The 14,169-nt window shown below is 65.9% G+C and carries 15 protein-coding genes; 6 read left to right on the top strand and 9 right to left on the bottom strand.

Annotated features, from left to right (window positions below; genetic code table 11):
- The coding region (locus AC1DTF_RS30150) for a zinc-binding dehydrogenase (protein WP_477476704.1) at positions 1-467 on the top strand (467 nt) is incomplete at its 5' end.
- A gap of 8 nt (positions 468-475) precedes the next feature.
- On the opposite strand, the gene AC1DTF_RS30155 is transcribed toward AC1DTF_RS30150, so the two are convergent.
- Positions 476-862: a limonene-1,2-epoxide hydrolase family protein gene (locus AC1DTF_RS30155; RefSeq protein WP_477476705.1), complete on the bottom strand. Its 387-nt coding sequence runs from the start codon at positions 860-862 to the stop codon at positions 476-478.
- Between the two features lie 135 nt (positions 863-997).
- Between AC1DTF_RS30155 and AC1DTF_RS30160 the strand changes: the two genes are divergently transcribed.
- Positions 998-2,185: a cytochrome P450 gene (locus AC1DTF_RS30160; protein ID WP_477476706.1), complete on the top strand. Its 1,188-nt coding sequence runs from the start codon at positions 998-1,000 to the stop codon at positions 2,183-2,185.
- Positions 2,186-2,198: 13 nt separating this feature from the next.
- The gene (locus AC1DTF_RS30165; RefSeq protein ID WP_477476707.1) at positions 2,199-3,146 is read left to right on the top strand and encodes a TIGR03564 family F420-dependent LLM class oxidoreductase; all 948 of its coding nucleotides are present in this window, start codon (positions 2,199-2,201) and stop codon (positions 3,144-3,146) included.
- 10 nt (positions 3,147-3,156) lie between these two features.
- Here the strand turns inward: AC1DTF_RS30165 and AC1DTF_RS30170 are convergent, their stop codons facing one another.
- The 8 genes from AC1DTF_RS30170 to AC1DTF_RS30205 form a co-directional block, all read right to left on the bottom strand.
- On the bottom strand, positions 3,157-3,660 hold the full coding sequence (locus AC1DTF_RS30170) for a hypothetical protein (protein WP_057169410.1): 504 nt from the start codon (positions 3,658-3,660) through the stop codon (positions 3,157-3,159).
- Complete coding sequence (locus tag AC1DTF_RS30175; RefSeq protein ID WP_477476715.1) at positions 3,657-4,280, bottom strand: TetR/AcrR family transcriptional regulator; 624 nt, start codon at positions 4,278-4,280, stop codon at positions 3,657-3,659. The genes AC1DTF_RS30170 and AC1DTF_RS30175 overlap by 4 nt, the downstream gene beginning before the upstream one ends.
- A 190-nt stretch (positions 4,281-4,470) precedes the next feature.
- Positions 4,471-5,619, bottom strand: a complete 1,149-nt coding sequence (locus tag AC1DTF_RS30180) for an acyl-CoA dehydrogenase family protein (RefSeq protein ID WP_477476708.1) — start codon at positions 5,617-5,619, stop codon at positions 4,471-4,473.
- Positions 5,620-5,634: 15 nt separating this feature from the next.
- Positions 5,635-6,780 carry a thiolase family protein gene (locus AC1DTF_RS30185; RefSeq protein ID WP_477476709.1) on the bottom strand — a complete coding sequence of 382 codons (1,146 nt, stop codon included), beginning with the start codon at positions 6,778-6,780 and terminating at the stop codon, positions 5,635-5,637.
- A gap of 5 nt (positions 6,781-6,785) precedes the next feature.
- Positions 6,786-7,577, bottom strand: a complete 792-nt coding sequence (locus AC1DTF_RS30190; protein ID WP_477476710.1) for an enoyl-CoA hydratase/isomerase family protein — start codon at positions 7,575-7,577, stop codon at positions 6,786-6,788.
- Entirely contained in the window at positions 7,574-8,800 is a 1,227-nt protein-coding gene (locus tag AC1DTF_RS30195; protein ID WP_477476711.1) for a CaiB/BaiF CoA transferase family protein, read from the bottom strand. The genes AC1DTF_RS30190 and AC1DTF_RS30195 overlap by 4 nt, the downstream gene beginning before the upstream one ends.
- Before the next feature lie 90 nt (positions 8,801-8,890).
- Complete coding sequence (locus tag AC1DTF_RS30200) at positions 8,891-10,057, bottom strand: acyl-CoA dehydrogenase family protein (RefSeq protein WP_477476716.1); 1,167 nt, start codon at positions 10,055-10,057, stop codon at positions 8,891-8,893.
- Positions 10,058-10,143: 86 nt separating this feature from the next.
- On the bottom strand, positions 10,144-11,442 hold the full coding sequence (locus AC1DTF_RS30205; RefSeq protein ID WP_477476712.1) for an amidohydrolase family protein: 1,299 nt from the start codon (positions 11,440-11,442) through the stop codon (positions 10,144-10,146).
- A gap of 311 nt (positions 11,443-11,753) precedes the next feature.
- Here AC1DTF_RS30205 and AC1DTF_RS30210 point away from each other — a divergent pair, with 311 nt between their 5' ends.
- From AC1DTF_RS30210 to AC1DTF_RS30220, 3 genes are all read left to right on the top strand, one after another.
- On the top strand, positions 11,754-13,097 hold the full coding sequence (locus tag AC1DTF_RS30210) for an aromatic ring-hydroxylating oxygenase subunit alpha (protein WP_477476713.1): 1,344 nt from the start codon (positions 11,754-11,756) through the stop codon (positions 13,095-13,097).
- A complete protein-coding gene (locus AC1DTF_RS30215; protein WP_057167272.1) occupies positions 13,090-13,419 on the top strand; it encodes a hypothetical protein in 330 nt (109 codons plus the stop codon). Before AC1DTF_RS30210 ends, AC1DTF_RS30215 begins: the two co-directional genes overlap by 8 nt.
- Positions 13,420-13,421: 2 nt before the next feature.
- Positions 13,422-14,169: amidohydrolase family protein (locus AC1DTF_RS30220; RefSeq protein WP_477476714.1), on the top strand; the 748-nt coding region annotated here is incomplete at its 3' end.

The following is a 14,169-nucleotide window of genomic DNA, read 5'->3' on the forward strand; positions in this document are numbered from 1 at the left end:
TCATCGCGGTGGCGTCGTCCCCCGAGAAGCTGGCCGCGGCAGCACGTCACGGCGCCATCGGTGGAATCGACCATCGACGCGAGGAGCTGCGTCAGGCGCTGCGCGAATCCCTGCCCGGCGGCGCCGCAGCGGTGATCGATCCGGTCGGCGGTGAGCTTTCCGAGCCAGCCCTGCGCTGTCTGACACGCGGCGGACGTTTCGTCACGGTGGGCTTCGCATCGGGATCCATCCCCCGCATCCCCTTGAATCTGGTGCTGGTCAAGGGCATCCAGGTGCTGGGCTTCCAATTCCAGGACATCCCGGCCGATGAGTTCACCCGCAACGAGTCAGAATTACACCGGCTGCTGACCTCCGGTGCCGTGGCACCGCATATCGGCGCGACGTACGCGTTGGCGGATACCGCTTCCGCGCTGCGTCACGTGGCTGACGGACGAGCGATCGGAAAGGTGATCATCGACGTCGGATGACCGTCCGGTCAGGACTGTTTGGGAGGGTAGAAGTACTCCCGCCAGGCGGTGATCTTCTCCTCTTTCACCTCATATGCGCCCATGACCGGCCAGCTCATCTGCTTGCCGTCGACGATCCAGTGATCCCGGCGCTCCATCAGGACGACGTCGCCGTCCACGGCGAGGTACAGGATCTCCAGGCCGACGCACTGTCCTCCGGCGAAGAAGACCTTCATCATGTCGTGGATCGCCGCGCGCCCGGACAGTGCCGGCCAGTCCGGGCCGATGTCGAAGGTGGCGTCGTCGGCGAAGTGACTGATGACCTCCTCGACGTCGTTGCGGGCCCATGCGGCGATCTCGGCGCGCACGATCTGTTCTGCGGTCACTGCGTCCCCCTCGTCCTGTGCTGACACCATCTTTACATTCTTAGCCAATAGCGTAAACCGGCCGATATCCTTGACCGCAGCTCGGCACACCTGCTAAGCAGGTGCTCAGGAGAACCCAGCCCGTTCCGAATCCCGCACTCTCAGCCTCTTCCTGATGGAGCCCCGATGGCACAGCCGACCGCCGCCGCACCCGACCTGTATTACGACCCGTACAGCATCGAGCTGAACATGGACCCCTACGCGGTGTTCGCGCGGCTCAGGGAGGAGGCGCCGCTGTACTACAACGAACAACACGACTTCTATGCGTTGAGCCGCTACGACGATGTCAATGCCGCGGTCATCGATCACGAGACCTTCATCTCGGGGCGCGGCGCGGTGCTCGAGATCATCAAGTCCGGGATGGAGATCCCGCCCGGCACTTTGATTTTCGAGGACCCGCCGATCCACAACATCCACCGCAACCTGCTCTCCCGAATGTTCACCCCGCGCAAGGTTCTCGCGCTCGAACCGCAGATACGCGAGTTCACCGCGCGCTGTCTCGACCCGCTGATCGGTTCGGACCGCTTCGATTTCGTCAACGATCTCGGCGAGCAGATGCCGATGCGGGTGATCGGGATGCTGCTGGGCATCCCCGAGGACCGGCAACGGCAGATCACCGATCACGGCGAGGAGATCCTGCAGGGCGAGCGGGTCGAGGGGCTGGCCACCGGCGAGGTGTTCGCGGAATTCATCGACTGGCGCGCCGAGCATCCGTCCGACGACATCATGACGGACCTGCTGAACGCGGAGTTCGAGGACGAGACGGGCACCCGGCGCAAGCTGCGGCGTGACGAACTGCTGCTGTACCTGACCGTCATCGCCACCGCCGGCTCGGAAACCACCACGCGGCTGATCGGCTGGGCAGGCAAGACGCTGGCCGATCATCCGGATCAGCGCCGCGCCCTGGTGCAGGACCCCGCGCTGATCCCCCAGGCTATCGAGGAGATACTGCGCTGGGAGCCACCGGCACTGCAGATTGCCCGCTATGTCACCCGCGAGGTCGAGTATTACGGGCAGACGGTGCCGGAGGGCTCGGCGATGCTCATGCTCGTCGGCGCCGCCAACCGGGACCACCGTCGCTTCGCACCCGACGGCGACGTTTTCGACATCTTCCGCGAGCCACGCTCACACATGACGTTCGGCGCGGGCACCCATTTCTGCATGGGAAATGCGCTGGCGAGGCTGGAAGGCCGGATTGCGTTGGAGGAGATCCTCAAACGCTTCCCGGAGTGGGAGGTCGACTGGCCGAACACCGTGCCGTCGGAGACCGCCGCGGTGCGCGGCTGGGCCGCCATGCCCACCTTGCTGCCCTGAGGACAGGGCAGCCATGCGCATCGGGCTGATGGTCGGTTCGGACAAGGAACGCCCGCGGGCGGAACGACTGGCCGGGTTGGTGTCCGACGCGGTCGCAGCGGAGTCGGCCGGCTTCAGCTCGTTCTGGTTCCCGCAGGTGCCGGGGTATCTGGACGCACTGACCGCGGTGGCACTGGTCGGCGCCGCCACCCGCACCATGGAGATCGGCACCGCGGTCGTCCCGATCCAGACGCGGCATCCGGTCATTCTGGCCCAGCAGGCGCTGACCACACAGGTCGCCTGCGCGGGCCGGTTCGCGCTGGGCATCGGACCGTCCCACGACTGGATCATCAAGGGGCAGTTGGGCTTGTCCTATGACCGCCCGGTCGCCCTGCTACGCGATTACCTCGACGTATTGCTTGCCGGGTTCTCCGGATCCGGCACGGTAGACGTCGAGAACACCGCCTTCACCGTGCACAGTCCGGTGGACGTCACCGACCAGACCGTGCCGGTGCTGCTGGCTGCGCTCGGGCCCGCCATGTTGCGGATCGCGGGTGAACGGGCCGACGGCACGATTCTGTGGATGGCTGATGAACGGGCGATCGGCGAGCACGTCGCGCCCCGCATCAATGCGGCCGCCGAGGCTGCGGGCCGGGGCCGCCCCCGCGTGGTGGCCGGCATTCCGGTCACGCTGTGCGCGCCTGCGGATGTCGATGATGCCCGCGCCCACGCGAGCGAGGTACTGGGCCACGCTCACCTGTCACCGAACTATTTGCGGTTGCTGGAACACGGTGACGCCGAGGACGTCGGCGACACCATGGCAGCCGGTGACGAGACGGCGGTGCGCCAGAGTCTGCAGCGCTATTGCGACGCCGGCGTCACCGATCTGGCCGCCCGGGTGGTGCCGATCGGGGCGGACGCCGCGGCCCGCCGCGCGTCATGGGACCGCACGATGGAGTTTCTCGCAACGCTGTCCGTGTGAGGTGGCGAATTCAGCTGGCGGGCACCAGGTCTGCGGCCACCGACGGACATGACATGACGCCGCACCGAAAGGCCTCGGTGCGACCGAACGGATCGGTGTCCCCGGCTGCGGCCAGCGCCTGCGCCTTGAAGGCACGCGCCGCCGCGCTCAGCTCGTGCTGGACCGAATCAACGGTGCGGTCCAGCTCTTCGGGCCAGCTGTCGCCCCAGAGGGTCACCTCGATGAGGCCCTGATCCAGGGCGCCGAGCACACCTTCGCGGACCCGCGCATCGCTGACGAACAGCCCGGCGGCCACCGCCACCGTCTGCGGGTGGGGCCGCTCTTCCCACAGCTGCATCGCCGTCTCCAGATCGCCGGTGTCCACACCGAGAATCTGCAGAGGACGGATGTCGTCGTCGCCGGTGATCAACACCGTGACATCCCAGCCGGCCATCACGCGGTCGACCAGCCAACCTCCGGCGTTACGCACGACTTCGGCGACGGTGGGTGCCACCACATCGAGTCGGTACCTCATAGCGAATTCCTCTCGGTGGCCGGCGCGAAGTCGCGGGCCAGCGACTCCGTGTATCCCTTGAACACTGCCGCCAGTGGGATTGATGGATCGAGTAGCCATGCGGTCTCCATTCCATTGACGAAGGCGAGAATCTCCACGGCCTTGGCGGCCGGGTCGAGGTCTGAGCGGTAACGGCCGCTGAGCTGGCCGCGCCGGATTCCGTCGGCGACGATCCCGACGGCGGCCTGCTGCCGGGCCACCAGCCGGTCGTGCAGCGGGGCGTCCGGCTGGATGTTCTCCACCAGCAGCACGGTGAAGGTTCCGACAAGTTCGGGAGCGCGATCGAAGCGCTCGGCGACTCTCCCGATGTTGGCGATCAGATCGCCACCCCGGTCGGCATGGGTGTCATCGTCGAAGTCCCGGGCGTCGAGCACCGCGTGCAGCAGTTGTTCCTTCGACTGGAAGTGGTGCAGCAGCCCAGCGGCGCTGACTCCGGCCTCACTGGCGATCTGCGCCAGGGAGGTGTTGCGCCAGCCGTTTCGCGCCAGGAGATTCTCCGCAGCAGCGAGAATGCGCTGCTTACGGTCCTCTCCCTTGGCGAGGAGCGACTCGTAGGGCCGAGGCCCAGACGCCGCAGATATTGCTGACACCGCTCTCCCCATCACCGATGAACCAACCAACTGAACACACAGTAGGTTGGTTTGCGATCTGTGACAAGGGTCTCAGTTAACAAATTCTGCGGCAGCTGTCACGCAGCTGGTCAGCGCCCCCGGGCGATGCGATTTGCGCACATTCTGTAACGCTCAGCGTCACAGAATGTGCACAGAATCTTCAGAGGCCGAGCGACTTGGCGATGATCACCTTCATGACCTCGCTGGTGCCCGCGTAGATGCGGGCCACCCGGGCATCGGTGTACAGCCGGGCGATCGGGTACTCCATCATGTAGCCGTAGCCGCCGAAGAGCTGCAGGCAGCGGTCGATCACCCGGGCCTGCATCTCGGTGCAGAACAGCTTCACCCGGGCCGCGTCCGGCGCGGACAGCTCACCGTCGACATGCAGCGTGACGGCCCGGTCCAGCATCGCCTGGGCGGCCTCCACCTCCGTCGAGCAGGCCGCCAGTTCGAACTTGGTGTTCTGGAACGACGCCACCGGCGTGCCGAACGCCTTGCGGTCCTTGGTGTAGTCGATGGCCGCGGCGATCGCCGAGCGGGCCTGCGCCACCGAGCCCACCGCCACCGTCAGCCGCTCCTGGGCCAGGTTGTGGCCGAGGTAGCTGAACGCCTCGCCCACCTCGCCGAGCACATTGGCGGCGGGCACCCGGACATCGACGAACGACAGCTCCGCGGTGTCCTGCACCTTGCATCCCATCTTCTCCAGCTCCCGGCCGCGGGTGAACCCGGCCATCCCGTCCTCGACGACGAACAGGGTCAGACCCTTGCGCCGGTTGTCGGGATCGGTCGAGGTGCGCGCGACGACGACGACGAGGTCGGCCTGCATGCCGCCGGTGATGAAGGTCTTGGCGCCGTTGACGATCCAGTGATCGCCGTCCTGCACCGCGGTGGTGCGCATACCGGCCAGATCCGAACCGGTGCCGGGTTCGGTCATCGCCACCGCGGTGAGCAGCGTCCCGTCGGCCAGGCCCGGGAACCAGCGCTTACGCTGCTCCTCGTTCGCGTAGTGCAGGAAGTACGGCAGGATCACCTCGAGCTGGGTGCGCACCGTGGACAGCGTCACCAAAGCCTTGGCGGCCTCCTCCTGGAGCACCACGTTGTAGCGGTAGTCCGGACTGCCGCCGCCGCCGTACTCCTCGGGAATGGCGACGCCGAGCATGCCCAGGCTGCCCATCTTCTCGAACACCGCGCGCGGCATCCGGCCACCCTTTTCCCACTCCGGGTAGGCCGGCACCACTTCCTTCTCGACGAAATCGCGCGCGAGTTCGCGGAAAGCCTCGTGATCATCGGTGAACAGATTGCGTTGCACGTGAAGCCCTTTCGACTAGAAGACGTACTCGACCAGGGTGGCGTTGGCGGTCCCGCCGCCCTCGCACATGGTCTGCAGCCCGTAGCGGATGCCGTTGGCGCGCATGTGATGGATCATCCGGGTCATCAGCACCGCACCGGAGGCGCCGAGCGGATGTCCGAGCGAGATGGCACCGCCCAGCGGGTTGAGCTTCGCCTCGTCCACCCCGGTTTCGGCCAGCCACGCCAGCGGCACCGGCGCGAACGCCTCGTTGACCTCGAAGACGCCGACATCGTCGATCCCGACGCCGGCCTTGTGCAGCACCTTCTCCGTCGCCGGGATGGGTCCGGTCAGCATCAGCACCGGGTCGGCTCCGATGACGGCACCGGCGCGGTAGTACACCAGCGGGGTCAGGCCCAGGTTGAGCGCCTGATCGGCGGTCATCACCAGCAGTGCGGCCGCGCCGTCCGAGATCTGTGAGGAGTTGCCGGCGTGGATGACGCCGTCGTCGGTGAAAGCCGGTTTGAGCCCGGCCAGCTTCTCGACCGTGGTGCCGCGCCGGATCCCCTCGTCGTCGGTGATGACGTCATCGTCGGTGAAGACGGGCACGATTTGATCGATGAAGGCGCCGGCGTCCTGCGCCGCGGCGGCGCGCTCATGTGACTGCGCCGAGTACTCGTCGCAGCGCGCTCGCGACAGATCCCATTTCTGGCAGATCAGTTCCGCCGAGATGCCCTGGTTGAAGGAGAAATCGTCATAGCGGGCAAAGACTTTCGGGCCGTACGGCTGGCCGGTGGCGCGCGCCGCACCCAGTGGCACCCGGCTCATCACCTCGACACCACCTGCCACCACCACGTCCTGCTGACCGGACATGACGGCCTGCACCGCGAAGTCCAGCGCCTGCTGGCTGGACCCGCACGCCCGGTTGACCGTGGTGCCGGGGATGCTCTCCGGCCAGCCCGCGGCCAGCACCGAGTAGCGCCCGATATTGCTGGACTGATCGCCCACCTGGGACACGCAGCCCCACACCACGTCGTCGATCAGGGCTGGATCGACCCCGGTGCGCTCGACGAGTTCCTTGAGCACCACCGCGGACAGGTCGGCGGCGTGCTGGGCGGACAGTCCGCCGTTGCGTTTGCCCACCGGTGTGCGCACGGCTCCGACGATGACGGTTTCACGCATGGGCTCTACTCCTTAGTGGGCGGGACCGCCCAGGTTCCGGTGAATTGTGGTTCCCGTTTGGCGGCGAAGGCCGAATAGGCCTCCCCCGAGTCGGCGGTGGCGAAATTGCCAGGCTGGGCGCGGGCCTCGTTGGCCAGCGCCTCGGCGAAGGTGGCGGTGGCGCCGTCGTTGAGCAGCGCCTTGCTCTGCGACAGAGCGAACGGCGGTCCGTCGGCCAGCCGTTGCGCCAACCCGCCGACAAATCCGTCGATCGCATCGGCGTCCTGCACCCAGGTCACCAGCCCCAGCTCGTGCGCCTCGGCGGCGTCGATCATATCGGCAAGCAGCACAAGACGTTTGGCCTGCTGCAGGCCGACGAGTTTGGGCAGCAGCCAGGATCCACCGAGATCGACCGACAGCCCACGCTTGGAGAAGATCTGGCAGAACTTAGACTCCGGGGTGGCCACCACCAGGTCGCAGCCGAGCGCCAGGTTCCAGCCGGCGCCGACCGCGACGCCGGTGACCTTGGCGATGGTCGGGACCGTCAGGTTGTGCAGCGCGAGGGCGACATCGGTGAGCCGCTGCAGCTTTCGCCGCGGATGGATGACCTCGCCGGTGCCGATGTCGGCGCCGGAACAGAACGCCCCGCCGGCACCGGTGAGCACCACCGCGCGTACCGAATCGTCGGTATCGGCTGCGCGGAGCGCCGCCGCCAGTGCATGCCACAGTTCGACGTCGATGGCGTTCTTGCGGTGCGGCCGGTTCAGGGTCAGGGTGCGCACCCCGTCGCGGTCGTCGATCAGCAACGAGTCACTCACGCGTACACCGGGCCGATCGCACCCTCACCGCGCAGGGCGGCCAATTCCTCGGCGGTGTACCCGAGTTCCCGCAGGACGTCGTCGGTGTGCTCCCCCAGGCCGGGTACCGCACCCATCCCCAACTCCAGACCGCTGACCACCGGCGGCGGCAGCAACGCGGCGATCTCGCCGTTGGGCGTGCCGACCTGCCGCCAGCGGTCCCGGGCCTTCAGATGCGGGTGCGCGATGACCTCGCTGGGCTTGTTGTAGCGCGAGTTGCCGATCCCGGCGGCATCGGCGATGCGCTGGATATCGTCGAGATCACGCTGTGTGCACCATGATTCGATGGCCGCGTTGAGCTCATCACGGTGCGCGCACCGCTCCGGGTTGGATGCGAACCGCGGGTCGTCGGCCAGGTCGGGGCGTTCGATGATCTCCCGGGCCAGCCGCTGCCATTCCCGGTCGTTGGTGGTGCCGAGCACCACCGTCTGCCCGTCACGGGTCCCGAACGAGCCATAGGGCGCGACCGCCGGTGAGCTCATACCGAGGGGCTCCTGATCGATCCCGGAGTGCTGGGTATAGGTCAACTGGTAGCCCATGATGTCGGTCATGGTGTCGAACAGGCTGACCGCGACGGCCGGGGCGGTATCGGCGGCGCCGTTGCGCGCCCGGCCGAGCAGCAGCGCCATGATCGACAGTGCCGAATACAGGCCGGTGGTGATATCGGCGACCGGCGCACCGGGCTTGGCGGGCATCCCCGGATAGCCGGTGGCCGCGCACGATCCCGATTCCGCCTGCACCAGAAGGTCATACGCGCGCTTCTCGGACAGCGGGCCGCCCGGGCCGTAGCCGTCGATCTCGACCGGGATCACCTGCGGGTGCCGCGCCCGCAGGTCCGCGGGACCCAACCCGAGTCGCGCGGTCGCCCCGGGGGCGAGGTTGGACACGAACGCGTCGGCACCGGCGAGCAACCGGTGCAGCACGTCCATACCCGCAGGCGATTTCAGGTTCAGGGTCACCGATTGCTTGCCCCGGTTCGCCCACACGAAGTGGGCGGCCAGGCCGTTCACCACATCGTCGTAGTCGCGGGCGAAATCCCCGCCCTTGGGGTTCTCGATCTTGATCACCCGGGCGCCGAAGTCGGCGAGCACCCTGGTGCACATCGGCGCGGACACCGCCTGCTCCATGGCGATGACGGTGATGCCGGCCAGCGGCAATGCCGGCCCGGTGGTGCTCATGAACATGATCCCCTCTGCCTGAACGCGAGATTGTCGTTATCGCGACAAAGTGCGATTGGACATGACGATAACCGCAACCTCGCGTGACTCTTCAGGTCAGTAGCTCTTGGGCAGACCGAGGACGTTGGAGGACAGGAAGTTCAGGATCATCTCCTGGCTGACCGGCGCGATCTTCATCAGGCGCGACTCCCGGAAGAACCGGGAGATGTTGTACTCCTCGGAGTAGCCCATCCCGCCGTGGGTCTGCAGCGCGCGGTCCGCGGCGTCGAACCCGGCATCGGCGCACAGGTACTTGGCCATGTTTGCCTCGCGCCCGCAGGACTGGCCGTTGTCATACAGCCAAGTGGCTTTGCGCAGGATCAGTTCGGCGGCGTCCAGGCGTGCCAGGGAGTCGGCCAGCGGGAACTGGATGCCCTGGTTCTTGCCGATCGGACGGTCGAACACCACCCGCTCGTTGGCATATTTCACCGCGCGGTCCAGCGCCACCCTGCCGATGCCGAGGGCCTCGGCGGCGATCAGCATCCGCTCCGGATTGAGTCCGTGCAGGATGTAGGAGAAGCCCTTGCCCTCGTCACCGATGCGATCCTCGACCGGTATCCGTAGGTCGTCGATGAACACCTCGTTGGAGCTGACGGCGTTGCGGCCCATCTTCTTGATCGGCCGGATGTCGACATGATCGCGGTCGATGTCGGTGAGGAACAAGGTCAGACCGTCGGTGGGCTTGGCGGCCTCGTCCCGAGGTGTGGTGCGGGTCAGCAGCAGGATCTTCTCCGACTCCAGCGCCTTGGAGATCCACACCTTGCGCCCGTTGACGACGTAGTGGTCGCCGTCGCGCTTGGCGAAGGTGGTGATGCGCGAGGTGTCCAGTCCGGCACCGGGTTCGGTGACCCCGAAACAGACGTGCAGGTCGCCGTTGACGATGCGCGGCAGCGTCGCCTTCTTCATCTCCTCGGACCCGAAGACCACCACCGGTTGCATACCGAAGATCGACATGTGGATGGCGCTGGCGGCGTTCATGGCGCCACCGGAGCGGGCCACCTCCTCGGCGAGGATGGTGGCCTCGGTGATACCCAGCCCATGCCCGCCGTACTCCTCCGGGATGGTCATGCCCAACCAGCCGCCGGCGGCGATCGCGTCGTAGAACTCGGTGGGGAACTCGTGCGCCTGGTCTTTTTCCATCCAGTAGTGATCGTCGAACCTGGACGCCAACTCGGCCACCGATTTCCGGATCAGCTGCTGATCCTCGGTCAGTTCGAAATTCATTCCCTCAGACACAGTTCCTCCTCAGTCCGTGCACGCGACGGCACGGTACAGGTGTTCCTGCACCGTCCGCCGAATACGCTCTCTGGCTAGTCTTGGACGCCGCTCACCGCGCGCGCGTTGGCGGTGAAGTCGGCGACCTCGGCGCCCGAGCGCTTGTCGTGCGAGCTCGACGCCTGGATCGAAATATCGTGCCCCTCGGCCTGTTTGCGCAGCGCGCCGACGGTGGCCTGTTCGCGCGGGATGTGCTTGAAGGGCTCGAAGTGATACAGCCGCATCGCGTTCTCGTGGGTGATCTTGTTGATCTCGTCGTCGGGAACGTCGTAGGTGTCGAACACCGCGTGCAGTTCCTCGGGGGCCCCGGGCCACATCGAGTCCGAGTGCGGGTAATCCATCTCCCAGCAGATGTTGTCCACCCCGATCATGTGGCGGTTCTTCACGCCGACCGGATCGGAGATGAAGCACGTCATGAAGTGCTCACGGAACACCTCCGAGGGCAACTTGCCGCCGAAGTCCTGATGCGTCCAGGTCGAATGCATCTCATAGGTGCGGTCCACCCGGTCCAGGAAATACGGGATCCACCCGGTGCCGCCCTCACTCAGGGCGATCTTCAGGTCTGGGTAGGCCTTGATCGGCGCCGACCACAGCAGATCCGCGGCGGCCTGCACGATGTTCATCGGCTGCAGGGTGATCATCACGTCCATCGGCGCATCGGGCGCGGTGATGGCCAGCCGGCCCGAGGATCCGATGTGCACGTTCATCACGGTGTCGGTGTCCACCAGCGCATCCCACAGCGGCTTCCAGTACTCCAGGTCGTGGAAGCTTGGATAGCCCAGCGCCGACGGGTTCTCGGTGAAGGTCAGCGAGTGCACGCCCTTTTTCGACACTCGCCGGATCTCCTGCGCGCACAACTCGGGATCCCAGATCGCCGGGATCGCCATCGGGATGAACCGGCCGGGATGCGACGCGCACCAGTCATCGATGTGCCAGTCGTTGTAGGCCTGCACCAGCGCCATCGAGAACTCGGCGTCCTCGGTGGCGAACAGCCGGGCCGCGAAGCCCGGGAACGACGGGAAGTTCATCGTCGCCAGCACGCCGCCGGCGTTCATGTCCTTGACCCGCTCGGCGGCGTCGTAGCAGCCCTTGCGGATCTCATCGAGTCCGGTGGGCTCCAGGCCGTACTCCTCCTTGGGCCTGCCGGCGACCGCGTTGAGCGCCACGTTCGGGATCACCGTGTCGCGGAACTGCCAGGTATCGGAACCATCCGGGTTGTGCACCAACCGCGGCGCCTCGTCGACATATTTCGCCGGCAGGTGGTCCTTGAACATATCCGGCGGTTCGATGATGTGGTCATCGACGCTGATCAGAATCATGTCGTCTTGCTGCATGGGCCGTCCCTTCGGGGTTCCATCGTTGAACGCTGGAGATTCTCGATACATGCAAACTAACTTCTCACGGTACGAGAATCAACGTCCGGTAACGTTCTCAGTGGCTCTGACCGTTGCATTTCGATCTCCACCGCGGCCACGGTCGTGCTGGATCGTCGGCGTCACAGACGACTTTACGACCAAAGACTGGAAATCTGTTAGTCACTTATGAGAATATGATTCTCATAGCGGAGAAGACGCAGGCTTCCGGGGAGTGCGATACCGGATGCGGGCGGCAGAACCGAAGTGATCCAAACCAGAGAGGTTGAACCGTGGCGTTTTTCCCGAAACCCGCCGAGGGTAGTTGGACCGAGCACTGGCCGGAGTTGGGTACCGCCCCGGTCGATTACACCGACTCGGTCGATCCGGAGCACTGGAAGCTGGAGCAGCAGGCCATCTTCCGCAAGACCTGGCTGCACATGGGCCGGGTGGAACTCGTCCCCAAGAAGGGTCGCTACGTCACCCGCGAGCTGCCGTCGGTCGGCCCCGGCGTGTCGATCATCATTGTGAACGACGGCGACGAGATCCGCGCTTTCTACAACCTCTGCCGTCACCGCGGCAACAAGCTGGTGTGGAACGACTATCCGAACGAGGAGGTCTCCGGAAGCTGCCGGCAGTTCGTCTGCAAGTACCACGCCTGGCGCTACGACCTCAAGGGTGATCTGACCTTCGTCCAGCAGGAGAACGAGTTCTTCGACCTGGACAAGGCCGAATACCCGCTCAAGTCCGTGCGTTGCGAGGTCTGGGAAGGCTTCATCTTCGTCAACTTCGACGATGACGCGGTCTCGCTGGAGGAATACCTCGGCGAGTTCGGCGAGGGCCTCAAGGGCTACCCGTTCCACGAGATGACCGAGCATTACAGCTACCGCTCGGAGATCAAGGCGAACTGGAAGCTGTTCATCGACGCGTTCACCGAGTTCTACCACGCGCCGATCCTGCACATGAAGCAGGCGGAGAAGGAGGAGGCCGAGAAGCTGGCCAAGTTCGGCTTCGAGGCGCTGGCCTACGACATCAAGGACGACCACTCGATGGTGTCGTCGTGGGGCGGCATGTCACCGCCGAAGGACATCAACATGGTCAAGCCCATCGAGCAGATCCTGCACAGCGGGCTGTTCGGGCCGTGGGACCGGCCCGACATCGACGGCATCCTCCCCGACGAGTTGCCGCCGGCAATCAACCCGGGCCGCCACGACACCTGGGGCACCGACTCTTTCGAGTTCTTCCCGAACTGGACGCTGCTGTTCTGGGTGCCGGGCTGGTACCTCACCTACAACTACTGGCCCACCGGCGTGGACAGCCACATCTTCGAGGCCGACCTGTACTTCGTGCCGCCGAAGAACCTGCGCGAACGCCTGTCGCAGGAGCTGGCCGCGGTGACCTTCAAGGAGTACGCGTTCCAGGACGCCAACACCCTCGAAGCCACCCAGTCCCAGATCGGCACCCGCGCTGTCACCGAATTCCCGCTGTGCGACCAGGAAATCCTGCTTCGCCACCTGCACATGACCGCGCACCAGTACGTTGACAGGTACAAGGCGAGCCTCGAAGAGAAGGCGGCCGACGCATCGGCAAACGGCGCCGCGGCCACGAAGACCGAGAAGGAATCAGCAAATGTCTAAGCTGCCCGAGGAATTCGCCGATCTGGAGCGATTCGCCGAATGGTGCCTTCCCACCGAGGAAGAGCGCTACCAGAAGCGCCTCAACTCGACGATGGCCCAGATGCAGGAGCTCTACGACGCCGGCATGAAACGGCTCGAAGACATCATGGTCTACGTCGACGCCCGTTTCCCGCTGGCGTCGATGCCGGAGGACGCCAAGGCACTGGTGCACCTGGGCCAGTCGATCGTCATGGTGAGCTTCCCCATCGAGGTGTGGAAGCAACCGCGCGTGCTCGACAGCGGCGCCGCCTATATCAACCTCATCAAGGAGCCGGTGGTCTAGGCGTGTCAGACGTACTGACCCTCAAAGCCGCGGGTCTGGTCGACGTCGATGCCGGGGCGATCATTCGCCCCGGCATCGTTCGTGTCTCCGGAGACCGCATCGTGGGCATCGGCGGGGAACCCGAGGGCGAGGTCATCGATCTCGGCGACGCCATCCTGTTGCCCGGGCTGATGGACATGGAAGTCAATCTGCTCATGGGCGGGCGCGGGGAGAACCCCGGCCTGTCCCAGGTGCAGGACGATCCGCCGACCCGGGTGCTGCGCGCGGTGGGCAATGCCCGGCGCACGCTGCACGCCGGGTTCACCACCGTGCGCAACCTCGGTCTGTTCGTCAAGACCGGCGGCTATCTGCTGGACGTGGCGCTGGGCAAGGCCATTGACGCCGGCTGGGTGGAGGGCCCACGGGTGATCCCCGCCGGTCATGCCATCACTCCCACCGGTGGCCATCTGGACCCGACCATGTTCGCCGCGTTCATGCCCGGAGCACTGGAACTCACCGTCGAGGAGGGCATCGCCAACGGCGTCGATGAGATCCGCAAGGCGGTGCGCTACCAGATCAAGCACGGCGCCCAGCTGATCAAGGTCTGCGTCTCGGGCGGCGTCATGTCGCTGACCGGTGAGGCCGGCGCCCAGCACTATTCGGACGAGGAATTGCGCGCCATCGTCGACGAGGCGCATCGCCGCGGCCTGCGGGTCGCCGCGCACACCCACGGCGCCGAGGCCGTCAAGCATGCGGTGGCATGCGGTATCG

It is taken from the genome of Mycobacterium sp. P4_H6 (assembly GCF_056400845.1).

Bases quoted from the DNA above. Each gene is read 5' to 3' on its own strand.
- AC1DTF_RS30155 (WP_477476705.1), bottom strand. From the start codon at position 862: ATGGTGTCAGCACAGGACGAGGGGGACGCAGTGACCGCAGAACAGATC.
- AC1DTF_RS30160 (WP_477476706.1), top strand. From the start codon at position 998: ATGGCACAGCCGACCGCCGCCGCACCCGACCTGTATTACGACCCGTAC.
- AC1DTF_RS30165 (WP_477476707.1), top strand. From the start codon at position 2,199: ATGCGCATCGGGCTGATGGTCGGTTCGGACAAGGAACGCCCGCGGGCG.
- AC1DTF_RS30170 (WP_057169410.1), bottom strand. From the start codon at position 3,660: ATGAGGTACCGACTCGATGTGGTGGCACCCACCGTCGCCGAAGTCGTG.
- AC1DTF_RS30185 (WP_477476709.1), bottom strand. From the start codon at position 6,780: ATGCGTGAAACCGTCATCGTCGGAGCCGTGCGCACACCGGTGGGCAAA.
- AC1DTF_RS30195 (WP_477476711.1), bottom strand. From the start codon at position 8,800: ATGTTCATGAGCACCACCGGGCCGGCATTGCCGCTGGCCGGCATCACC.
- AC1DTF_RS30200 (WP_477476716.1), bottom strand. From the start codon at position 10,057: ATGAATTTCGAACTGACCGAGGATCAGCAGCTGATCCGGAAATCGGTG.
- AC1DTF_RS30205 (WP_477476712.1), bottom strand. From the start codon at position 11,442: ATGCAGCAAGACGACATGATTCTGATCAGCGTCGATGACCACATCATC.
- AC1DTF_RS30215 (WP_057167272.1), top strand. From the start codon at position 13,090: ATGTCTAAGCTGCCCGAGGAATTCGCCGATCTGGAGCGATTCGCCGAA.